The 22,157-nt window shown below is 73.8% G+C and carries 17 protein-coding genes and 1 tRNA gene; 9 read left to right on the top strand and 9 right to left on the bottom strand.

All coding sequences use genetic code 11. The features are described from left to right. Positions 1–261: 261 nt before the first annotated feature. Positions 262–558, bottom strand: coding sequence for a chaplin (locus tag ACGF5T_RS13530; protein WP_361016571.1), 297 nt, complete (start codon positions 556–558; stop codon positions 262–264). Between the two features lie 204 nt (positions 559–762). On the opposite strand from ACGF5T_RS13530, the gene ACGF5T_RS13525 reads away from it, so the two are divergent. After that, positions 763–1,479, top strand: coding sequence for a DUF2087 domain-containing protein (locus ACGF5T_RS13525; RefSeq protein WP_366768546.1), 717 nt, complete (start codon positions 763–765; stop codon positions 1,477–1,479). Here the strand turns inward: ACGF5T_RS13525 and ACGF5T_RS13520 are convergent. After that, a complete protein-coding gene (locus ACGF5T_RS13520) occupies positions 1,437–2,456 on the bottom strand; it encodes a D-2-hydroxyacid dehydrogenase family protein (protein ID WP_366768547.1) in 1,020 nt (339 codons plus the stop codon). The two genes, ACGF5T_RS13525 and ACGF5T_RS13520, sit on opposite strands and share 43 nt — an antisense overlap. A gap of 30 nt (positions 2,457–2,486) precedes the next feature. Then, positions 2,487–2,562: transfer RNA gene (locus ACGF5T_RS13515), tRNA-Arg, on the bottom strand. 330 nt (positions 2,563–2,892) lie between these two features. Between ACGF5T_RS13515 and ACGF5T_RS13510 the strand changes: the two genes are divergently transcribed. From ACGF5T_RS13510 to ACGF5T_RS13495, 4 genes are all read left to right on the top strand, one after another. Next, positions 2,893–4,500: a dynamin family protein gene (locus ACGF5T_RS13510; protein ID WP_356603504.1), complete on the top strand. Its 1,608-nt coding sequence runs from the start codon at positions 2,893–2,895 to the stop codon at positions 4,498–4,500. A gap of 3 nt (positions 4,501–4,503) precedes the next feature. Then, the gene (locus ACGF5T_RS13505) at positions 4,504–6,966 is read left to right on the top strand and encodes a GTPase (RefSeq protein ID WP_366768548.1); all 2,463 of its coding nucleotides are present in this window, start codon (positions 4,504–4,506) and stop codon (positions 6,964–6,966) included. Positions 6,967–7,352: 386 nt separating this feature from the next. Further along, the gene (locus ACGF5T_RS13500; protein WP_356603502.1) at positions 7,353–7,820 is read left to right on the top strand and encodes a single-stranded DNA-binding protein; all 468 of its coding nucleotides are present in this window, start codon (positions 7,353–7,355) and stop codon (positions 7,818–7,820) included. Positions 7,821–8,081: 261 nt separating this feature from the next. Beyond that, positions 8,082–9,491, top strand: a complete 1,410-nt coding sequence (locus ACGF5T_RS13495; RefSeq protein ID WP_356603500.1) for a Cys-Gln thioester bond-forming surface protein — start codon at positions 8,082–8,084, stop codon at positions 9,489–9,491. An 80-nt stretch (positions 9,492–9,571) separates the two neighbouring features. Here the strand turns inward: ACGF5T_RS13495 and ACGF5T_RS13490 are convergent, their stop codons facing one another. After that, positions 9,572–9,886 carry a hypothetical protein gene (locus ACGF5T_RS13490; protein WP_366768550.1) on the bottom strand — a complete coding sequence of 105 codons (315 nt, stop codon included), beginning with the start codon at positions 9,884–9,886 and terminating at the stop codon, positions 9,572–9,574. Positions 9,887–10,190: 304 nt separating this feature from the next. Between ACGF5T_RS13490 and ettA the strand changes: the two genes are divergently transcribed. Genes ettA through ACGF5T_RS13475 form a run of 3 tightly spaced genes read left to right on the top strand, consistent with a single transcriptional unit; the run spans position 10,191 to position 12,953 of the window. Then, positions 10,191–11,855, top strand: coding sequence for an energy-dependent translational throttle protein EttA (gene ettA, locus ACGF5T_RS13485; protein WP_356603496.1), 1,665 nt, complete (start codon positions 10,191–10,193; stop codon positions 11,853–11,855). 4 nt (positions 11,856–11,859) lie between these two features. Beyond that, positions 11,860–12,270 carry a thioesterase family protein gene (locus ACGF5T_RS13480; RefSeq protein ID WP_356603494.1) on the top strand — a complete coding sequence of 137 codons (411 nt, stop codon included), beginning with the start codon at positions 11,860–11,862 and terminating at the stop codon, positions 12,268–12,270. Further along, entirely contained in the window at positions 12,267–12,953 is a 687-nt protein-coding gene (locus ACGF5T_RS13475) for a hypothetical protein (protein WP_361016542.1), read from the top strand. The genes ACGF5T_RS13480 and ACGF5T_RS13475 overlap by 4 nt, the downstream gene beginning before the upstream one ends. Before the next feature lie 150 nt (positions 12,954–13,103). Here ACGF5T_RS13475 and ACGF5T_RS13470 read toward each other — a convergent pair whose 3' ends face one another. Beyond that, on the bottom strand, positions 13,104–13,517 hold the full coding sequence (locus ACGF5T_RS13470) for a globin (RefSeq protein ID WP_356603490.1): 414 nt from the start codon (positions 13,515–13,517) through the stop codon (positions 13,104–13,106). A gap of 78 nt (positions 13,518–13,595) precedes the next feature. On the opposite strand from ACGF5T_RS13470, the gene ACGF5T_RS13465 reads away from it, so the two are divergent. Continuing rightward, positions 13,596–14,570: a methyltransferase domain-containing protein gene (locus tag ACGF5T_RS13465; protein WP_366768551.1), complete on the top strand. Its 975-nt coding sequence runs from the start codon at positions 13,596–13,598 to the stop codon at positions 14,568–14,570. 28 nt (positions 14,571–14,598) lie between these two features. Here ACGF5T_RS13465 and ACGF5T_RS13460 read toward each other — a convergent pair whose 3' ends face one another. The 4 genes from ACGF5T_RS13460 to ACGF5T_RS13445 all read right to left on the bottom strand — a co-directional run bounded on the left by ACGF5T_RS13460 (position 14,599) and on the right by ACGF5T_RS13445 (position 22,141). Then, entirely contained in the window at positions 14,599–16,260 is a 1,662-nt protein-coding gene (locus ACGF5T_RS13460; protein WP_366768552.1) for an FHA domain-containing protein, read from the bottom strand. 84 nt (positions 16,261–16,344) lie between these two features. Next, on the bottom strand, positions 16,345–17,715 hold the full coding sequence (locus tag ACGF5T_RS13455) for a VWA domain-containing protein (RefSeq protein WP_361016536.1): 1,371 nt from the start codon (positions 17,713–17,715) through the stop codon (positions 16,345–16,347). 157 nt (positions 17,716–17,872) lie between these two features. Next, positions 17,873–19,276 carry a PP2C family serine/threonine-protein phosphatase gene (locus tag ACGF5T_RS13450; RefSeq protein ID WP_366768553.1) on the bottom strand — a complete coding sequence of 468 codons (1,404 nt, stop codon included), beginning with the start codon at positions 19,274–19,276 and terminating at the stop codon, positions 17,873–17,875. 3 nt (positions 19,277–19,279) lie between these two features. Next, the gene (locus tag ACGF5T_RS13445; RefSeq protein ID WP_366768554.1) at positions 19,280–22,141 is read right to left on the bottom strand and encodes a tetratricopeptide repeat protein; all 2,862 of its coding nucleotides are present in this window, start codon (positions 22,139–22,141) and stop codon (positions 19,280–19,282) included. Positions 22,142–22,157: the final 16 nt, after the last annotated feature.

Below are 22,157 nucleotides of genomic sequence, written 5' to 3'. Positions count from 1 at the left end.
ACATTACGAAGAGCCTCCCGACCTGCGAAGAAGCCGGTGGTCATGCCCCTAATCAGCGGTCTGTCGATGCCTCCGGAGCTGGTGACACCACCCCCAAGCCATCAACTCGACAGGGGGAGACAGTCATGCCAACTCCGAAGGCCGGGCGACCCCGTCGCGGGGCCACCAAGAAGGTAATGGGGGGACAGGGGTGGGGGAACGGGGGTGAGGGAACGGGAGGAGCCCCGGCCGGACGGCCGGGGCTCCTCGGTGACCGCAGGGTCAGCTGCCGTAGCCGCTGTTCTTGCCGTCGTCGCCGTGCTTGTCGCTCTTCTCGTCGTCGCCGTTTTCGCAGGCGTTGCCGAAGGCGGGGTTCAGCAGGCCGATCACGTTGATCGTGTTGCCGCAGACGTTGACCGGCACGTTCACCGGGACCTGGACGACGTTGCCGGACAGGACACCGGGCGAACCAATGGCCGCGCCCTCGGCGCCCGCGTCCGCCATGGCCAGGCCGGTGCCGCTGAGCACGACGGCACCGGCGCCGAGTACGACGCCTGCGGCCTTCGCGATGCGAGACATCACGTTCTCCTTTATGACTCGGGGAGCACGGCAGCGGGACATGCCACCGCACTTCGGGTTCAACGCACCAGGTCGGAGAGGGGTCACGGGGGGAATGTGAGGATCACCCTTTTTGAACAGGGGGCTCGGGTGGGGTGGCGCGCGGGTGCCGAGGGGCGGGAAAACCGCTCCACGCGGCGCGGGGCCGTCCACTAGCCTCCCGGCATGGTGAACGACCGTCCCGAACGACCCGACCGACTCGCCCGTCCCCTCACGTCCGAGGCGCCTGTGCCGTCCCCGCCGTCCCCGCCGTCCCTGCCGTCCCTGCCGTCCCCGCCGTTCGCGGAGTCCGTGCCGTCCGGCCGGGCCGCTCTGTCCGCGCTGCCCGGCCTGTTCGCCGAGGAGGGGCGGGTGCGCGCCTTCGCGGCCGTGGCGCTGGGCGCGGGCAGTGCCGCACAGGTGGCGGCCGCGGCCGGCCTGTCCGTGAAGGACGCCTCCGCCGCGCTGCGCCGCCTGCGCGAGCAGGGGGTGGTGACGTCCGGGGGCGACGGTGAACTCGTCGTCGCCCACGACCGCTTCAGGGAACTGGCCCGGGAGGCCCGGGAGGCCCGGGGCACGGAACCGGCCACCGGCGACCCGGGGGTGGAGGGCGACCGGGCCGGCATGATCGTGCGGACCTTCGTGAAGGACGGACGGCTGGTACGCCTGCCCGCGCGCTGGACGCGCAAGAAGGTGGTGCTGCGGCACATCGCCGAGCAGACCTTCGTGCCCGGCGCGGAGTATCCGGAGCGCACGGTCGACGAGAAGCTGCGCGCCTGGTGCGACGAGGGCGACGTCGACCATGTGACGCTCCGGCGCCACCTGGTGGACCTGGGCCACCTGCGCCGCAGCGGCGGGACCTACTGGCGTCCGGCGTCGTCCGACCGGGCGGGCACCGCCTGAACGTCCGGCGTGCCGGACGCGGGCAGCCGCCGTACGGGCGAACCCGCGAGGTAGGCCTGGATCGCCTCGACCGCCTGGCCGTAGTACGTGGCGTAGTTCGCCTGCGAGACGTATCCGAGGTGCGGGGTCGCGAGCAGGCGCGGGGCCGTGCGCATCGGGTGTCCGGCGGGCAGCGGCTCGGTGTCGAAGACGTCGACGCCCGCGCCCGCGATGCGGCCCTCGCGCAGCGCGGCGAGCAGGGCGTCCTGGTCGACGATCGCCGCGCGCGAGGTGTTGACCAGGTAGGCGGTCGGCTTGAGCAGGGCCAGCTCGGCGGCGCCGAGCAGGCCGCGGGTACGGTCACCGAGCGCCAGGTGGACGGAGACGAAGTCGGCGGTACGCAGCAGCTCCTCCTTGGAGGGGGCGAGTTCGACCCCGACCTCGTCGGCGCGCTCCCGGGTGAGGTTCTGGCTCCATCCGCTCACCCGCATGCCGAAGGCGAGCCCGACGCGCGCCACCCGGCTGCCGATCTTCCCGAGGCCCAGCAGACCGAGCCGGCGGCCGTGCAGGTCGGCCCCCACCGTCTGCTGCCAGGGGCCGCCCTCGCGCAGCGCGTTGCTCTCCTGGACGAGACCGCGGGCCAGGCCCAGCAGCAGGGCCCAGGTCAGTTCGACGGGCGGCGTCGAGGAGGAGGCCGTACCGCACACGGTGACGCCGTGCGCCTCGGCGGCGGCGTAGTCGATGACGCTGTTGCGCATGCCGGAGGCGACGATCAGTTTCAGCCGGGGCAGGCGGGCGATCAGCGACCCGGGAAACGGCACGCGTTCCCGCAGGGTGACCACGATGTCGATGTCGGCGAGGGCGGCGGCGAGGGTCTCCTCGTCGGCGTGGTGGGTGTCGAAGGACACGACGTCCACGGCGTCCGCGACGGGGGACCAGTCGGCGATCTCGGTCGCCACGCGCTGGAAGTCGTCGAGCACCGCGCAGCGCAGTCGCACGTCGTCCCGTCCCTCCCGCCCAACGGGCAGTGGCGCCCCCGGCAGGACTCGAACCTGCGGCCAAGCGCTTAGAAGGCGCCTGCTCTATCCACTGAGCTACGGGGGCCTGGTGTGGTGGCCTCGTTCTCGGTGCCCGGGTGTGGGCTGTTCCGCGACGTTGCCGGGGACAAGGATAGGGCTCCCGGCTCCGTGTCCCTGCTGCTTCGCCTCCGTGGCTCGATGTGGAGGTTCGGTGAAGCGGTCCTGATAATCGCAGGCAGGTACGAATCGTGCATCGCTTTTGGCGTCTCGCGCATCGGGTGTTGTGCACTCGTTATGCCTGGACTGTCCTTGCGCCCCGGTAATCCCTTCCGTCCGGAGTGTCCGATCGGCGCGCGGACATGCTCATCATGCGCATATGCTTCAGAATTCCCCTAAAATTGGGCATTCTTCACATGTGGTGACCTTGGACGTACGGCCTCAGCTGCTCGACGCACTCTCCGCCCTGCGCGACCGTGTCGCGGCCGCACGCTTCCCGCTGCCCCTGGCGGGGGCGCCACGCGCGCGTGCCAACCGCGACGAACTCCTCGCCCAGCTCGACGACTACCTGGTGCCCCGGTTGAAGGACCCCGAAGCGCCCCTGCTGGCCGTCGTGGGCGGCTCCACCGGCGCCGGTAAGTCCACCCTGGTGAACTCCCTGGTGGGCCGGCGGGTCAGCGAGGCGGGCGTGCTGCGGCCGACCACCCGCACGCCGGTGCTCGTGTGCCATCCGGAGGACCACCACTGGTTCAGCGGCATGCGGGTGCTGCCCGACCTCACGCGCGTGTGGGTGCCCCACCGGGAGCAGGACGACGACCTGCTGCTGCCGGGGGAGAGCCCCGCGCGCGTACTGCGGGTGGAGACCGCCGACAGCCTGCCGCCCGGCATCGCCCTCCTCGACGCGCCGGACATCGACTCCCTCGTCGCCGACAACCGCGTCCTCGCGGCCGAGCTGATCTGCGCGGCCGACATCTGGGTGATGGTCACCACGGCCGCCCGGTACGCCGACGCCGTGCCCTGGCACCTGCTGCGCACCGCCAAGGAGTACGACGCCACCCTGGTCACCGTGCTCGACCGGGTGCCCCACCAGGTGGTGTCCGAGGTGTCACGGCAGTACGGGGCACTGCTGGCCAAGGCCGGGCTCGGCGAGGTCCCCCGTTTCACCGTCCCCGAGCTGCCCGAGTCGGCCTGGGGCGGGGGGCTGCTGCCGGCCAGCGCGGTCGCCCCGCTGCGGGCCTGGCTCGTCCACCGGGCGCAGGACCTCGACGCCCGGCACCACGCCATGGCCCGTACCGCGCACGGCATCCTGGACTCGCTCAAGTCCCGGATGCCCGAACTGGCCGGCGCGGCCGCCGCGCAGTACTCCGCCGCGCTGCGCCTCACCGCGGCCGTCGACGGCGCCTACGACGGCGAGCACGCGCGCGTACGGGGGCGGTTGCAGGCGGGCGCCGTACTCGCCGGGGACGCGCTCAAGCGGTGGCGTGCCTTCCCCCTGGACTGCTCGCCGGAGGAGCTTCTCGACTCGCTGGTGGAGAGTCTGAGCGCCCTGCTGCTGTGCGCCGTCACCGCCGCCGACGAACGCGTCGACGAGGCATGGCGGGGCGAGCCCGCGGCCACCGCCCCGGAACTCACGGGCCGCGACCCCGCGCCGGAGGGCGCCGAGCACCGTATCGGGATGGCGGTACGGCGGTGGCGTCGGGAGCTGGAGGAGTACGCCGAGGAGGAGGTGCGCCGACTGGACCGGAACCTGGCGCCGGACCCCGGTGCGGTCACCGCTCTGGTCGCCACGGTGCTGCTCGGCGGGCGCCGGGCGCGCAGCGCGGGGGAAGGGCTCGCCGAACGCATCGGCGCCCACGGCGCGCTGCGGCTGCGGGACCGGGGCGGACGCCTGCTCGACGACTGCGTGGACCGGGTCGTGCACGTCGAGCGCGAACGCCGGCTGGCGCCGCTCGACGGGCTGGAGGTCCATCCCGAGCCCCAGGCCGAACTCATCGCCGCGCTGTCCGTACTGCAGAAGGAGAGGTGACCGGTGACCGCCGTCACTGACCAGGACCCCACCGAGCACACCCATGACACGCCGCAGGAGGCCGGCCGGCCGGAGGAGGCGGGCCGGCCGGAGGAGGCGGGCCGGCCGGGCGAGAGGGACCGAACGGGCAAGACGGATCGAACGGGCGAGACGGGTCGGACGGGTGAGATGGACCGAGCAGACCGTACGGACCGACCGGGCGAGGTGGACCGCCCGGGCCGCCGGGCGGGTCGGCCGGGCCGCGCGGAGGAGGCAGACCGGTCCGGTCAGGCAGGCCGAACGGGCCGCGAGGACCGGGCGGACGCCGCCCCGGCCGGTCGCGGCCGGGACCCGGAACGGTCCGCCGAGGACGGCCCGCGGGCGGACACCTCCGGGGACGCCGGGCGAAGTCCCCGCTCGCTCGAACGCGAGGGCGACCGCACACGCGGCCTCCTCGCGCGCGTGAAGGACGCCGGGGAGTCCCGTCGTACGGACCGGGAGCGTGAGCTGGACCGGGCGCGTGACCGGGAGGAGAAGCCCGGGTGGGGCGGGGACGCCCGGAAGGGCAGGGGCGGGGAACGCCCGGAACGCGGAGGAGACGTGGCCGACCGGCGCCGAGCGGCTGATCAGCCCCGCAGGGAGGAACGCGGCCGTGCGGAGGCCCGTGACCGCGGGGCGGGGGCGGCGGGCAGCGAGCGTGCGGGGGCTGTGGAACGTGCGGGCGGTGCGGAGCGTGCGGCCGGCGGCCCGTCCGGTGCCGGTGCCGGGGGCGGGGGCGGCGACGGCGCCTGGGGTGACGGTCTGATCGCGCGGCGGGTGGACGAGAACAGCACGCCGGAGCAGTACACCGTCATGCCGAGCAGGCCTTCCGGTTCCGCCGCCGCCCTGATGCCACTGGCCTACGACGGGCAGCTCAGGTCGCGGCTCGACGCCCTGCGCGAGCTGGTGGGTCTCTCCCGTACCCGGCTGGACAGTGGGACGTTGGCGGAGGCCGGCCGGGTCCTGGACGAGGCCGCCGCGCGGCGCAGGCTCTCCGGGCAGCACACCGTCGTCGCCATCGCGGGCGCGACCGGCAGTGGTAAGTCGCAGTTGTTCAACACCCTCGCCGGGGTGCCGATCTCGGAGACGGGAGTGCGCCGGCCGACCACTGCGGCGCCGATCGCGTGCAGTTGGAGCGACGGTGCCGCCAGCCTCCTGGACCGGCTCGGCATCCCCGGCCGGCTCCGCCGCCGCCCGCTGCAGCATCCGGACGCCGAGTCGCCGCTGCGCGGGCTGGTCCTGATCGACCTGCCCGACCACGACTCGGCGGCCGTGCAGCACCGCGAACAGGTGGACCGCATCCTGAAGCTCGTCGACGCGGTCATCTGGGTCGTCGACCCGGAGAAGTACGCCGACGCCATGCTCCACGAGCGCTATCTGCGGCCGATGGCGGGCCACGCCGAGGTCACGTTCGTCGTCCTCAACCAGGTCGACCGGCTGCCCGGGGAGGCCGCCGAACAGGTCCTCGACGACCTGCGGCGGCTGCTCGACGAGGACGGCATCGCGCTCGGCGAGCACGGCGAGCCCGGGGCCACCGTGCTCGCCCTGTCCGCGCTCACCGGGGACGGCATCGGCGAACTTCGCGAGGTGCTCGGACAGTTCGTCGCCGACCGGCAGGCCCCGGCGCGCCGCATCTCCGCCGATGTGGACGCCGCCGCCTGGCACCTGCGCCCCGTGTACGTCACCGGCCGGCGGACCGGCCTCAGCGAGGAGGCCCGGGAGGAGTTCGCCGACCGGCTCGCGGACGCCGTGGGCGCCACGGCAGCGGGGGAGGCGGCCGAGCGCGCCTGGCTGCGCAACGCCAACCGCGCGTGCGGCACGCCCTGGCTGCGGCTGTGGCGCTGGTACGACGACCGGCGCGAGCCCACCACGGGCCGGCTCCCGTCGCGTACCCAGGCGGACGAGGAGGCCACGGCCCGTCAGCGCGTCGAGCAGGCGGTGCGCACGGTGTCCGACCGGGCGTCGGCCGGGCTGCCGGCGCCGTGGGCGCAGGCGATGCGCGAGGCCGCCGTCCGCGGCGCCCAGGGGCTGCCCGAGGCCCTCGACGAACTGGTGGTGCGCACCGGGACGCCGCCGGGGCGTCCACCGCGGCCGGGCTGGTGGCCGGTGGCCGTGCTGGCCCAGGCCTCCATGACGTTGCTCCAGGTCGTGGGCGGAGTGTGGCTGCTGGCCCAGATCATCGGCTTCGTGTCGCCGAACCTCGGCGTGCCGGTGCTCCTGATGCTGGCCGGCATCATCGGCGGCCCCCTCATCGAGTGGAGCTGCCGCATCGCGGCCCGCGGACCCGCACGGCGCTACGGCCACGAGGCGGAACGCCTGCTGCGGGAGGCCGCCGCGGGGTGCGGCCGGGCCCGGGTACTGGATCCGCTGGCGGCGGAACTGCTGCGGTACCGGGAAGTGCGTGAGCAGTACGGGCGGGTCACCGGGGTGGGGGCTGTGGCCAGGTAGCGGATCGCCTCGGTGGCAGGGCCCGCTGGGAGGGGCGGCCGGGAGGGGCGGCCGGGAGAGGTGCTCCCGGGAGAGTGCGGTGGCGGCTCATGCGGGTGAGGCGATGGTGGCTCATGCGGGTGAGGCGATGGTGGCTCGTGCGGGTGAGGCCGGGACGGCTCATGCGGGTGAGGCCGGGGCGCCTCACCCGGGAGAGTGACGGAGTTCTCCACAGGTCCGGAGGCGGTCCACAGGCCTCGGCGGGGCCGGCCCGAGCGGATGCAGTCTGGCCCCATGGCCATCGCGACGGACGCGGTCGGCCCGGGTGCGGCGGTGTACGGGGATGTGACGCCGCCGCGCCGGACGCAACCGCACGGGAGGTGCCCGTGCGCAAGGGAGGACTCGCGATGAACGAGACGATGATCTGCGCCGTGGGCAACGTGGCGACACAACCGGTCTTCCGGGACCTGGCGAACGGCGCTTCCGCGCGGTTCCGGCTGGCGGTCACCGCGCGGTACTGGGACCGCGAGAAGAGCGCGTGGACGGACGGCCACACCAACTTCTTCACGGTGTGGGCCAACCGGCAACTCGCCACCAACGCCTCGGCGTCGCTGACGGTGGGCGACCCCGTCGTCGTCCAGGGTCGGCTGAAGGTGCGCACGGACGTGCGTGAGGGGCAGAACTGGACCTCGGCGGACATCGACGCGGTGGCGATCGGCCACGACCTCGCGCGCGGCACGGCCGCGTTCCGGCGCTCCGGCCGGGCGGAGACGGCGGGCTCCCCACCACAGCCGGAGCCCAACTGGGAGACACCGGCAGCGGAGTCGGCCGCACCGCCCCCCGAACAGCGGCCGGAGCCCGTCGCGGTGGCCTGATGGCGGCCTTCCGCCGGAAGTGACCGAAGTGCGGCTTATCGACGAACACGCCCAGGCAAAGCCGGGTGGATTTGTCGATAAGCCCTGCTCACAGCCCTGTCGGGGATAACGATTCCGAGTCGGATCATCGTGCGGGCGAACATCCCCGGCAGGCATGGTGCGTTAGGTCCTTAGGATGCCGAACGAGCCCTCTGGGGCTGCTGATTCTGCTGGTGGGACCGTGCCCCCCACGCCAACGGGTCCTGCTCGAAGGGGAATTTGGTGTTTTCTTCGCTCACCGCGCTGTCTCTGCCCGGACGAGGGGCGGCGCGTCTCGCCGCCGCGGCGCTGGTGTCCGCGCTCGCCGCCGCCGGAGTGATGACCGGCGCCGCCCCGGCCGCCGCCCAGGATGCGGGACAGGGGCAGGGCGGGGCGACGGCCACCATAGGCGGCCTCAAGACGTACGGCGCCGCGGTCATCCACGGGGACACCGGCGACCAGGAGGTGTCGGCCGGCCTCTTCGAGATGTCCGTCGAGGGCGGCGGCATGCTGCAGACGTACTGCGTCGACATCCAGAACCCGACGCAGAAGGACGCCAAGTACCACGAGACGCCCTGGATCGGCACGTCGCTGGGCACCAACAAGGACGCCGGCCGCATCCGCTGGATCCTGCAGAACTCCTACCCCCAGGTCAACGACCTCGCCGCGCTGGCGAAGAAGGCCGGCGTCCGCGGCGGGCTCACCGAGCAGGACGCGGCGGCCGGTACGCAGGTGGCCATCTGGCGCCACTCGGACCGGGCGGACGTCGAGGCCGTCGACCCCCAGGCCGAGCGGCTCGCCGACTACCTGGAGAAGAAGGCCCGCCTTCTCACGGAGCCCAAGGCGTCGCTCACCCTGGACCCGCCCGCGGTCTCCGGCCGGCCCGGGGAGCGGACCGGCCCGGTGACGGTGCGCACCAACGCGGGCGGCGCGACGGTCACGCCCCCGGTGGACGCCACGGCGGGCGGGGTGCGGATCGTCGACAAGAAGGGCGAGCCCGTCACGTCCGTCACCGACGGCACCCAGATCTTCTTCGACGTGCCGAAGGACGCGGCGGCCGGCACCGCCGAACTGACGGTCCAGGCCTCCACGACCGTGCCGGTCGGCCGCGCCTTCGCCTCGGAGAGCCGCAGCCAGACCCAGATCCTGGCCGGCTCCAGCGAGTCGACGGTCGCCGCGACGGCGAGCGCCACCTGGGCCGACCAGGGCGCGATACCCGCCCTCTCCGCCAGGAAGAACTGCGCCGAGGGCACCCTGGACATCACCGCGGTCAACGAGGGTGACGAGCCCTTCACCTTCGAGCTGCTGGACAGCGAGCACACCATCGCACCCGGCGAGTCCCGTACGGTGGCCGTCCCGCTTCCGGAGGACAGGGCGTACGACTTCACCATCCGCGGCCCGGCCGGCTTCGAGCAGCGTTTCACCGGCGTCCTCGACTGCCGCACCCAGAGCGCCGCACTGGCGGACACCACCCACACCCTCGGCCAGCCGGCCCCCACGACGGTGACCACCCCCACCCCCACCCCGAACCCCAACCTCGCCGAGACCGGCAGCTCCGAACTGACCCCCCTGATCGGCGGCCTGGCCCTGGTCCTGCTCATCGCCGGCGGCACGACCCTGATCGTGATCAACCGAAAGAACGCCTCCCGGTAGTACGAAGCCGCCAGGGCTCCCGCGGACGCGCGGAGCCCCGAACGCCACCGTCCCTCCGGGCCGCCCGGCCGCGGCTCGCATCACCCGCCGACGGAGAACAGCAGCGCCGCTCCCCCCAGAACGACCAACTGCACGACACCGGGAACACGCCACCCCAGCGCGAGAAGACCACCGCCCGTCACGACCGCCCCGCCTCCGAGGAGCAACGCCGCCTCGGACGCCACCCGGGACGCACTCGACGGCCCGGCCCCGTCACTCTCATAACCGTCGGCCCACCCGGCCATCCCATAGCTGTACACAGTCCAGCCGATGACAACGAGGTCGATGACGACCAGCGCCACCCCCGCCCCCACCTGCCGACCGGTCGACGGCTGATCCACCTGCCTCCTGCCCATGGCCACCCCGCCTTCGCATATCGCTCCCCTCGGCGCCCGCGGGCCAGCATGCCGTCGTACCGCTCGCCGAGCATGAGTACGGGTACTCAACCGCGCCACTCCCGAGGAGCACCGCCCCGAAGCGGCCGGCGGGGAACACCCTCCGCCCCGACGCCGACCGCCCACGAAAGACGACGTCCCGCCCGCCCCCGGGAATCCCCAGGTCAGCGCCCCCGCTCGGAACGCGTTTCCTCACAGGGGTGGCGGTGCGGCAAGATGGGGTGTATCTGCCCACTGCCTGATTCAAGCTGCCGGACGGTTTCTCTTGGCTGAGTTCATTTACACCATGCGCAAGGCGCGCAAAGCGCACGGCGACAAGGTGATCCTCGACGACGTCACCCTGAACTTCCTGCCCGGCGCGAAGATCGGTGTCGTCGGGCCGAACGGTGCCGGTAAGTCCACGGTGCTGAAGATCATGGCGGGGCTGGAGCAGCCGTCGAACGGTGACGCGTTCCTGTCGCCGGGCTACACGGTCGGCATCCTGCTGCAGGAGCCCCCGCTCAACGAGGAGAAGACCGTCCTGGAGAACGTCCAGGAGGGTGTCGCCGAGGTCAAGGGCAAGCTCGACCGGTTCAACGAGATCGCCGAGCAGATGGCGACCGACTACTCGGACGCGCTGCTGGAGGAGATGGGCAAGCTCCAGGAGGAGCTGGACCACGCCAACGCCTGGGACCTCGACGCCCAGCTGGAGCAGGCCATGGACGCGCTGGGCTGCCCGCCCGGCGACTGGCCCGTGGTGAACCTCTCCGGTGGTGAGAAGCGCCGGGTCGCGCTCTGCAAGCTGCTGCTGGAGGCGCCCGACCTGCTGCTGCTCGACGAGCCCACCAACCACCTCGACGCCGAGTCGGTGAACTGGCTGGAGCAGCACCTCGCCAAGTACGAGGGCACCGTCGTGGCCGTGACCCACGACCGGTACTTCCTGGACAACGTCGCCGGGTGGATCTGCGAGGTCGACCGCGGCCGGCTGCACGGCTACGAGGGCAACTACTCCAAGTACCTGGAGACCAAGGCCACCCGCCTCAAGGTCGAGGGCGCGAAGGACGCCAAGCGGCAGAAGCGCCTCAAGGACGAGCTGGAGTGGGTCCGCTCCAACGCCAAGGGCCGGCAGGCCAAGTCCAAGGCGCGCCTCGCCCGCTACGAGGAGATGGCCGCCGAGGCCGACAAGATGCGGAAGCTGGACTTCGAGGAGATCCAGATCCCGCCGGGCCCGCGGCTGGGCAGCGTCGTCGTCGAGATCAACAACCTCACCAAGGCCTTCGGCGACAAGGTCCTGATCGACGACCTCTCCTTCACGCTGCCGCGCAACGGCATCGTGGGCGTCATCGGCCCCAACGGCGCCGGCAAGACCACCCTCTTCAAGATGATCCAGGGCTTCGAGGAGCCGGACTCCGGCTCCATCAAGGTCGGCGACACCGTCAAGATCTCCTACGTCGACCAGAGCCGCGAGAACATCGACCCGAAGAAGACGCTCTGGGCCGTCGTGAGCGACGAGCTCGACTACATCAACGTCGGTCAGGTCGAGATGCCGAGCCGCGCCTACGTGTCCGCGTTCGGGTTCAAGGGGCCGGACCAGCAGAAGCCGGCCGGGGTCCTCTCCGGTGGTGAGCGCAACCGCCTGAACCTCGCGCTCACCCTCAAGCAGGGCGGCAACCTGCTCCTCCTCGACGAGCCGACCAACGACCTCGACGTCGAGACCCTCTCCAGCCTGGAGAACGCGCTGCTGGAGTTCCCCGGGTGCGCCGTGGTCGTCTCCCACGACCGGTGGTTCCTGGACCGCGTCGCCACCCACATCCTCGCCTACGAGGGCGAGTCCAAGTGGTTCTGGTTCGAGGGCAACTTCGAGTCGTACGAGAAGAACAAGATCGAGCGGCTCGGTGCCGACGCCGCGCGTCCGCACCGCGCCACCTACAAGAAGCTGACCCGGGGCTGATCTCTTGCGCCACATCTACCGCTGCCCGCTGCGCTGGGCGGACATGGACGCGTACGGCCACGTCAACAACGTGGTCTTCCTCCGCTACCTGGAGGAGGCCCGTATCGACTTCCTGTTCCGCCCGGACAAGGAGTTCAAGCAGGGGTCGGTGGTGGCGCGCCACGAGATCGACTACAAACGGCAGCTCGTGCACCGGCACCGCCCGGTCGACATCGAGCTGTGGGTCACGGAGATAAGGGCCGCGTCCTTCACCCTGACCTACGAGGTCAAGGACGACGACGTGGTCTACGTCCGCGCCTCGACGGTGATCGTGCCGTTCGACTTCGAGACGCAGATGCCACGCCGGATCACCGCTGAGGAACGGGAGTTCCTCAGCGAGTACACGGACGACAAGGAGGAGGCCGTCGCCGCATGACGGTGCTCCACCTGGCCGACGAGGGGGAGGCCGCGGATCTCGCGGCCTTCCTCTCCCGCCTGCTCCGCTACGACCGTGCGGCGGCGGTGCGCCTCCAGGCGGCCGGCACCGCCCTCGCCGTCTTCGGCCGGCCGCCCTCCTTCGAGGTGCTGGCCGTCCGCGCGGTACGGCTGGCCAAGCCGTACGAGGACGGACTCGACGTCACGCTGGACGTGACCGTCTCCGCCGGTGAGCTGCTGGAAGCGGTGGACGAGAAGGCGGCCACCGCGGGTGTGCCCGGTGCGGTGACCGGGCCGCCGTGGGCCGGGCTGCTGCCCCCGCGCGGCGGCTGGCGCCCCGAGCCGGGCCTGCCCGCCCCGGACGCCCTGCGCGCGCTGGTCGCCGCGGCGGTGGCGGAGTTCCGCTCCCGTACGGGCGAGCTGGCGCCCGAGGGCCGTACCCGGGCCGAGCTGGACCGGATCGGCCGGGAGATATGGTCCCGGACGGTCGGGGACACCGGGCTGCCGGTACGGGCCGTGCACGCGGCCCAGTCCCTGGGCTTCCTCGGCCCTCCCGGCGCCCCCTCCGGCGAGGACGCGCCGAAACTCCTCTCCTCGGGCACGTGGCTGCGTCTGCGCACGCCCTACGGCTCCGTCGCCCTGCGCCGGGCCGGGGCCGGGGCCCTGGGCATCAGCGTGCGCTGACCCCCGCCCCCCGGCCGACCGCGGTCCCGGGTGTGTGTGCGACCGGGCCCTCGTGGGGCCGGTCGCGCGCGTCCGGCGACGTGGTCCGTCCGGCACCGCCGACGCCGGACGAGAGGCTTCCGGCGTCGGCGTCGGCGCCGGGGCGAGGGGTCAGTCAGCGGTGTTGACCATCGAGGCCGCCGCGTACGTCAGGTACTTCCACAGCGTCTGCTCGTGCTCCTCCGAGAGCCCCAGCTCGTCCACGGCGACCCGCATGTGCTTCAGCCAGGCGTCGTGCGCCGCCCGGTCGACGGCGAAGGGGGCGTGGCGCATCCGCAGCCGCGGATGGCCGCGGTTGTCGCTGTACGTCGTCGGGCCGCCCCAGTACTGCATCAGGAAGAGCGCGAAACGCTCCTCGGCCGGGCCCAGGTCCTCCTCCGGGTACATGGGCCGCAGGATCGGGTCCTCCGCCACCCCCTGGTAGAAACGGTGGACGAGCCGGCGGAAGGTCTCCTCCCCGCCGACCTGCTCGTAGAAGGTCTGCTCCTGAAGCGTGCCGCGCCGAATCTCATTCACGTCGTCCATGGTCTCAGACGGGTGGACATAGGACTCCGGGCTTAGGACCACTCCTCGCCCGCTCCCCGCCCGCCTTACTGTGGAGGCATGGGCGAGCACCCGGACCTGGACGGCCTCGCCGCCTCCGCGCGGGCGGAGCTGGTGCGGGAGATCGAGCTGAGCGGCGCCTGGACGGCCGACCCGGTGTGGCGGGAGGCCTTCGCGACGGTCCCGCGCCACCTCTTCGTGCCGTACTACTACGTCGGCGTCCGGGGCGGTCACGAACGCCGGTGGGGCGAGGACCCCGACCCGGGCGCCCGCGAGCGCTGGGTGCTCGGAGCGTACGCCGACGCACCGCTGGCGACCCGGCTGCGCGACGGCGAACTGCTCTCCTCCAGCAGCCAGCCCTCGCTGATGGCCCTGATGCTGGTGGAACTGGGCGTGCGCGACGGCGACCGGGTGCTGGAGATCGGCGCCGGCACCGGCTACAACGCCGCCCTGCTCGCCCACCGGCTCGGCGACGACGACCTGGTCACCACCGTCGACCTGGAACCCGAGATCACCGAGTCCGCGCGCCGGCACCTGGCCGCGGTGGGCCACCACCCGGCCGTCGTCACGGGCGACGGCGCCCGCGGGGTGCCCGAGCGCGCGCCCTACGACCGGATCCTCGCCACCTGCACGCTGCCCTCGGTGCCGCGCGCCTGGCTCGCCCAGTGCCGTCCCGGCGGGCGCATCCTGGCCCCGCTCGCCACGGGCCTGGTCGTCCTCACGGTCCGCGACGCCGGGCACGCCGAGGGGCGCTTCCTGCGCACGCCCGCGTACTTCGTTCCGCTGCGCGGCGCGGAGCGGGGCGAGCCCGAGGCGCCCGGCCTCGGCGGAGTGCCGCGCCGGGCCCGGGAGAACGATCTGTTCCACTTCCTGCTGGAGCTGAGCCGGGGCAGCCTCGACCCGCAGGAGGCGTACGCCCTGTGGGACCGCGAGGACGCCCCGCGCCGGGAGCGCTACGGCATCACCGTCCGCGGCGAACGGGCCTGGGCCTGGCTGGACGACCCGCAGGGCCCGTACGCCTGGCCCTTCGTCTGACGGACCCGGCGGCGCCGGGTCCGCGCCGTTAGCCCCGGCGGATCGTGATCGTCGTCCAGGCGCCGACGTGCACCCGGTCGCCGTCCTGGAGCGGCACCGGCACGAAGGGCTGGATCGGCTCCTCGCCGCCGTTGACCGTCGTGCCGTTCGTCGAGTTCTGGTCGACGACCGCCCAGTTGCCGTCCGGCTGCTGCACCAGCACCGCGTGCTGGTGCGAGACGCCCGGGTCCTCCGGCGGCACCGCGAGATCGATGTCCGGGGTGTCGCCGGTGGAGTGCCGGCGCCGGCCGATGGTGATCTGGTTGCCGGCGAGGGTGCGCTGCTGTTCGGGCGAGTACGCGGGCAGGTTGAGACCCGCGGCCTCGGGGCCGGACCGCTGCATCATCGCCATGAAGTAGTCGCGGTCCGGGCCGATGGTCGCCGTCCAGGTCGCGGGGCCCTGGGGGCGCTGGGGCTGCTGGGGCTGCTGTGGCTGGTGGGGGAACCCGTAGCCTCCGCCCGGCGGAGGCGGCGGAGCCTGGGTGGCGCCGGGCTGCGGGAAGCCGTAGCCGCCGCCCTGGGCCGGACCCGGACCGTTCAGGCCACCGGGGCCACCGGGGCCACCGGGACCGCCGGGACCCGAGGACGGCGGGGAGAGCACCCAGTCGTCGTCACCGCCGCCGAAGGACGGGCCGCCCTGCTGCGGCCGGTTGGTCTCCTGCGGGAACGCGGGCGGGGCCGGCGGGCCGGACTGCTGGTACGCCTGCGGGGCGCCGTCCCGCCCACCGGGGCCGGGAGGCGGGACCGGGCGCGAGGGGTCGCCACCGAAGGGGGGCGGCGCCGGCGGCCCGGAGGGTCCGTTCGGACCGCCGTGCCCGCCAGGTCCACCGGGCCCGTTCGGGAAGCCGGGGCCACCGGGGCCTGTGGGCCCACCGGGACCCGTGGGCCCGCCAGGACCGCCCGGGCCACCGAAGCCACCCGGGCCGCGAGACCCGTCGAAGCCGCCGGGACCACTGGGACCGCCGGGGCCACCCGGGCCGGCCGGTCCACCGGGGCCACCAGGAGCACCGGGACCATGGGGGTTGAAGGGGCCGCCGGGACCACCGGGGCCACCAGGACCTGCGGGGCCACCAGGACCGCCCGGACCACCGGGTCCATTGGGGCCGCCCGGACCACCGGGTCCATTGGGGCCGCCGGGACCACCGGGTCCATTGGGGCCGCCCGGCGCACCAGGACCACCCGGACCACCGGGACCCGACGGAGCGCCGCCGAAGGGCGGGCCCGGCGGGATCGGCTCGGCGGGGCGGTTCATCTGGGACGGGCGGGAGCCCTGGTAGTCGTACGCGTCACCGCCGTACGACGGACCCGACGGCGGCTGCGGGAAGCGCGGGCCGGGGCCGGGCGCCGGCGGGCGCGGGGCGGCCGGGGTGTACGAGGTGGCGGTGTTGGTGAGGAAGTTCCACCGGCACTCCTCGCAGAACGGCGCCCCGCCCTCGCGCGGCGTGCGGCACTGCGGGCACAGCTGCGGCTCGGCCCCGGGGCCCCCGCGGCCGCCGCCCTGGCCGGCCGGACCGGCGGGCGGCGGGAAGCCGTAGCCGCCGCCCGGGGGCGGAGGCGGGGGAGGGGGCGGCACGGCACCGGCCATGCGGTGACCGCAGACCTCGCACCAGTCGTCGGGACCCGACTGGTGTCCGTTCGGGCAGGTCGGCATGTCGGAGCTTCCCCCTCTTGCGGAGCTTGTCGCTGTGTTGTCCTGCGGTGCTGCGGGACTGCGGGACTGCGTTGTTCGGTCGGTTCAGTGCTTCTTCACGCGGACGGTCTTCGTGGACCGGGTCTCGAGAGTCATCTCGTCGGCCTCCTCGACCTTCGCTTTCAGTCGCACAGTACCTGCCGCCGCGTCGACCACGTCCACCACCTTCGCAAGCAGTTTCGCAGTATCCGCGTTTCCGGAGGCCCCGGCGAGCTGAACCGCCCGGCCCAGTTTGGCCGTTGCTCCGTCGATGTCTCCCGCTTTGCGCAGGTCCAGCCCCTGTTGGATGACCTGTGCCAGTTCGGCCTGCCCGGTGTAGTGGGCCACCTGCGGGTTGATGGACGTGGAGGCGGCCATGTCGTCGGTCCACACGGCCCGTACGAGACCCTGCGCGCCGAGGTTGCGGGCGCCGCCCCCCGCGTCCGACGCCTCGCCCGCGGGCTCCGGGACGACCAGGGAGACCCGGGCGGCCAGCATCTCCTGGCCGAGACCGGCCGCCGGAACCTCCACGCACACGTGGTAGTCGCGGGACTCGTCGCCCCAGGAACCGGTGGGGTAGTCCCCCGCGCGCGGCCCCGCCTCGGTGCGGCGGCCGGTGAGTTCCTCGACCGTGGGGGCGACCTGCTTGACGAACCTCACGGTGGTGCCGACCGGGGTCCACAGGCGCAGGGCGACGTCCGCGACCTCCTTGCCCATGGCCGTCTCCATCACCCGCGTGAAGTCCGCGGCGAGACCGGCGGGGTCGGCGACGATGTCGGCGGTGCCGAGCAGGGCGGAGGCGATTCCTGTGACTTCTTTCACTTCCCAGTCGGTGCCCACGCCCCGGGCGTCACAGGTGAAGCGCCCGGCGCACGCGTCCAGCGCGGCCCTGAGATCATCCGGCGACTCGTGCTCGTTGCGGCCGTCGGTGAGCAGGATGCCGTGCCGGATGGCGACGTCCGCGGTGGACAGCAGCCGGTCGGCCAGCCGCAGCCACGTGCCGATGGCGGTTCCGCCGCCCGCGCTCAGGCCGCGCAGGGCACGCTTGGCCTGTTCCCGGGTGGTGGCGTCGGCGACCGCGAGGCGCCCGCCGCCCGGGTAGACCTCCTTGGCGACGTGCGTGCCGCCGACCACCGCGAAGTGCACTCCGTCGCGCAGGGTGTCGATCGCCGCGGACGTGGCGTCGCGGGCGTTGCGCATCTTGGTGGGCGGGTAGTCCATCGAGCCCGAGCAGTCGACCATGACGGCGACGGCCGCGGACGGGCCCTGGCCCGGCGAGTAGAGGTGGGGCGCGGCGACCGCGCTCCCGATGGTGCCGCCGCCGGTCGCGGTGACCGTCACGATGGCGTTGACCTCGCGGCCGCCGTCGGGCAGGTACTCGTTCTGGTAGACGTCCACCGAGAACTGCGGCACGTTCGACTTCGAGAAATTGGCCATGCCGGTTCGCATCCCCCTCATACGTCCCCACGGTGGTGGGTGTCTGGCTGCCGGCGCGGACCGCCCCCTGCGGTCCGCGAGGCCACCCCGCGCGCCGTCCCCGGGCCCTACCGGGGCCGCGCCCGGCCACGACGGCGCCACGGCGCCACGCAAGGCCTCAGGCCGATCCTGCCCCCTGCGGCGGGGCGGGGAACGGCACGAGCGCCACTGTTACGTTGTCGTGGCCCCCGCCGTCCAGGGCGTGGCCCACCAGGACGCGGGCGCCGTGCAGCGGCCGCGCGGCGGCGTCGAGGGGGACGGCCTCGGCCATCTCCTCGGCGGACTCCGCGTAGTTCCACAGGCCGTCCGTGCAGACCACGACGACACCGGGGCGGTCCGGCTTGAAGGACGCGGTGTGCGGCTCCAGTTCGTAGGCGTCGGCGCCGAGCCAGCCGGTGATCGCGTGGGCCCGCTCGTCGGCGTAGGCCTCGGCCTCGTTCATCAGGCCGGCGGCGACCATCTGCGCGGCCCACGAGTCGTCCTCGGTGAGCCGGGCGGGCGGAGTGCTCCGGTCGACCGGCACCCAGTAGACGCGGCTGTCGCCGACCCAGCCGACGACCAGGAGACCCGCGGTCACCACGGCGCCGACCAGGGTGCAGGCGGGGGCGTTCTGGTGCGGGGCCTGCTCGCGGGCCGTGGCGGGCTCGTCGGCCAGCGCGTTGACGGCGTGCGAGGCGGCGACGATCGCGTCGTGCATGGCCTGCTGCGGGTGCGTGCCGCGCGGCAGGGCGGTGAGCAGCGACTCGCCGGCCGCCCGGGAGGCGGCGAGCGAGGCGTCGTCGGGGCGGGTCGCGGAGGACACGCCGTCGCAGACGATCGCCACGGACGCGGGCGCGCCGTCGGGCAGCGCGGTGCAGCCGACGGAGAACGCGTCCTCGTTGCGGTGGTGGCGCAGACCGCGGTCGCTCACCGCGGCGACCGGGCCCGACTCCTGCTCCATGTGGTCGCGTTCGCGGGGCTGGGCGTGGCCGCAGTTCTCGCAGTAGCCGTCGTCGTCGACCCGGCCCGCGCGGCAGGCCACGCAGACCTTCACGGCCACGGGCTGTCCGGCCGCGACGGACCCGGCAGGGGCCGGCCCGGACGGGACCGGCTCGGACGCCGGCCTCGGGTCGGGCGCCTGCAACGGGTACTCCTCGGGCTCCCGCGGCCGGTCGGGCCGGTCGGGTCGGTCGGGTCGGTCGGGGAGATCGAACCGCGTCGCGGGCGCGGTCGGCGGCACCGGTGGCGGGGGCGGCAGCGGGGAGCCGCCCGAGTCGGTCCCCGGCACCTCGGCCGCCGCGTGCACCGGGGCGGGCCGGCCGGAGCCGTCCGAGTCCCGGGCCGTCGGCCAGTCCACGCCGTCCGGCGCCCAGGACGGCGCGGGCACCGAGCCGTTCAGGGCGATCGTCGGGCTCTCGTCGGGCCGCGCGGGCACGGCGGACAGGTCGTATCCGCACGCACCGCAGAAACGGTCACCCGACTCGAGGGGCTCCTCGCAGCTCGGGCACTTCGACACAGCGGCCTGCTGGGGCATCTGCGACATCAACTACACCCACGTCCGGGGGCGGTAACGATTGGCACGTTCCACCAGGTCGATCCTCTCCTCGCCGCCCCGCGCCAGCCGAGCCAGCGTGCGGTACGAACGCTCCAGGCCGAAACGCAGACCGCGTTCGTCCAGGCCGCTGCCGAGCAGCGTCCGTCCTCCGGCGGCGGGAGGGACGGAACCCTGACCTCCGGAGAGTACCCAGTCCAGCGCGCAACCGAGGACCTCGGCCGACAACTGCTCGCGCCGTGCCGGATCCAGACCGTACACGTCCAGCGCCTCCACCTGCCGCGCGGCCGCGACCAGGTCGTCCAGGAACGCCACGTCGCCCGCGTGCGCGACGCGCCGCCGCAGCCGCGCCCGCACCGCCGCCACCCGCGCCGCGGTGCAGTGCACGGACGACTCCGGCACCGACTCCAGCGTCCGTACGGCACGGGCCCGGTCGCCGCCGGCGAGCTGGACCCGGGCCAGCCCGAACGCGGCGCTCACATGGCTCGGGTCGGAGGCCCACACCAGGTGGTAGTACTCGGCGGCGTTGTCGAGCTGCCCCAGGACCTCCGCGCACAGGCCGAGCGCCAGCTTGGGCGCGATCTCGCCCGGGAAGGCGTCGTAGATCGCGTCGAAGGCCAGTGCGGCGCCCTCGTGGTCGCCGGTCACCAGCCCGGCCAGGCCCCGGTACCACACCACCCGCCAGTCGTCGGGCCGTTCGCCCTCCAGCGACTCCAGGTCGGCCATCGCGCCGGGCGCGTCGCCGGTCTCCAGCCGGGCCCGGATCTGCCGCAGCCGGGTCTCGGCCGACGGTGCCGGCGCGGCGGCCAGCGCGGTCAGCAGCTCGCCCGGCGCCGACGCCATGAGGCCCGCCAGGAACCCCGCGTTGGGGTCGGCGGCGTCGACCCGGGGCACCGGCAGCGCGAGGGCGGCGGTCGGCGCGTCGGCAGGCTTGACCAGGCCGGACACCTCGACGCCGGGACCACCGCCGCCGTGTCCGTAGCCCGTGCCCGACCCGCCGCCCTGTCTGTGGCCCGTGCCCGACCCGCCGCCGTGTCCGGCGCCCGTGCCCGGTCCGCCCGCGCCCGAACCGCCCGTGTGTCCGACACCCGCGCCCGAGCCGCCCGTGTGTCCGACACCCGCGCCCGAACCGCCCGTGTGTCCGACACCCGCGCCCGAACCGCCCGTGTGTCCGACGCCGGTGCCCGTCCCGCCCGCGTGCCCGACCGCCATGCCCGTCCCGCCGGCCTGCCCGACGCCCGGGCCCGTGCCCCCGGGCGCGCCGACCGCGGCGCTCGTCCCGGCCGGCAGCGCGGGGCCGCCGGCCGGGGGCGGCACCGCCGTACCGGCGCGGCGCCGCCCCCTGCCGATGGTCCGCGCCCCCAGCCGTGACACCTCTCCGTCCAGCCGCGGGAACAACTCCGTGTCCGTCACCCTGACTTCCGGCCCGAACAGCGTGGACACGGCGGGCCGGGCCCGGCCCGTCTGGAGCGAGATCACCTCGCGCAGCACGCCCGTCAGCTGCTCGGCCATCTCCTCGGCGGAGGCGAACCGACGGGCCGGGTCGGGGTCGGTGGCCCGCACCAGCAGCCGGTAGAACGACTCGTACCGCCGGAAGACGTCGATGGTGTCCGGGTCCGGCAGCGAGTCGGAGTAGACCGTGGTGTAGCCCTGGAAGTCGAACGTCAGCACGGCGAGGGTGCGGCCGACGGTGTACAGGTCGGACGCCACCGAGGGGCCGGCGTCGGCGACCTCGGGCGACTGGTAGCCGACCGTGCCGTAGATGGCCGACTCCTCGTCGTCCATCCGGCGCACCGCGCCCATGTCGATCAGCTTGAGCTGGTCCTCGGTCTGGATGGCGTTGTCGACCTTGAAGTCGCAGTAGAGCAGGTTGCGGCTGTGCAGGTGGCCGAGGGCCTCCAGCGCCTCGATGCCGTACGCGCAGGCCTGCTCCACCGGCAGCGGATCGCGCCGCCCCTCCGGGGTGCGCCGGCCGTTGGCGATCTCCTTCAGCGACTTGCCGCCGACGTACTCCATGACGATGTAGCCGTCCAGCGAACCCGTCCGCTGGTCGAGGTGCTCCACGAAGTTGTAGATCCGCACGATGTTGGCGTGCTCGATCTCCGCGAGGAACCGCCGTTCGGAGATGGCCGCCGCCATCGCGTCCTGGTCACCGGTGTCCAGCAGGCCCTTGAGGACCACCCACCGGTCGGAGACCGCCCGGTCGACGGCGAGGTAGACCCAGCCGAGCCCGCCGTGCGCGAGGCAGCCCACCACCTCGTACTGGCCGTGCACCACGTCCCCGGCCTTCAGCTTGGGCACGAACGAGTACGGGTGGCCGCACTTGGTGCAGAAGCCCTCCGTGCGTCCCGGCCGCTCCCCGCGTGCCCGTCCGACCGGCGCCCCGCAGTCCGAGCGCGAGCAGAACCGCTTGCGCTCGGGCACCTCGGCCTTGTCCAGGACCATCGCGCGCGGGTCGGGCCGCGGGATCGACGGGACCTCGACCAGGCCGGCGCCGAGGCGCCCGCGCGTGGCGGAACCGGCACCCGAACCCGAACTGCGCACCGACACCGAACGGCCCGTGGACCGGCCCGACACCGAGCGCGAGAGCCGCCCCGAGACAGAACGCCGGGACCGCGACGACTGCGAGGACGTACGGGCGCTGCGGCCGCTCGAACGCGCGCTGCCGCTGCCCGCCGAACCGCGCGAGCCGCGTCCGCCGCCCCCGGTGACGCCCGTCGGCGGGGAGCCCACCATGCCGTCGGGGGCGACGACGGGCGCCAGACCGCACGTGTCGCAGTACAGCTCGCCGCCGCCCACGTCCTCGTAGGCCCCGCCGCAGCCGGGACGCTGACACGTCCGCTGTGCCTCGCTCATGCCGCCCCCTCCCCGT

Origin of the sequence: Streptomyces sp. NPDC047853 (assembly GCF_043204535.1) — a bacterium.
GTDB lineage: Bacteria > Actinomycetota > Actinomycetes > Streptomycetales > Streptomycetaceae > Streptomyces.
The sequence above is the reverse complement of the archived record's forward strand: the minus strand, read 5'-3'. Positions and strand labels throughout refer to the sequence as shown.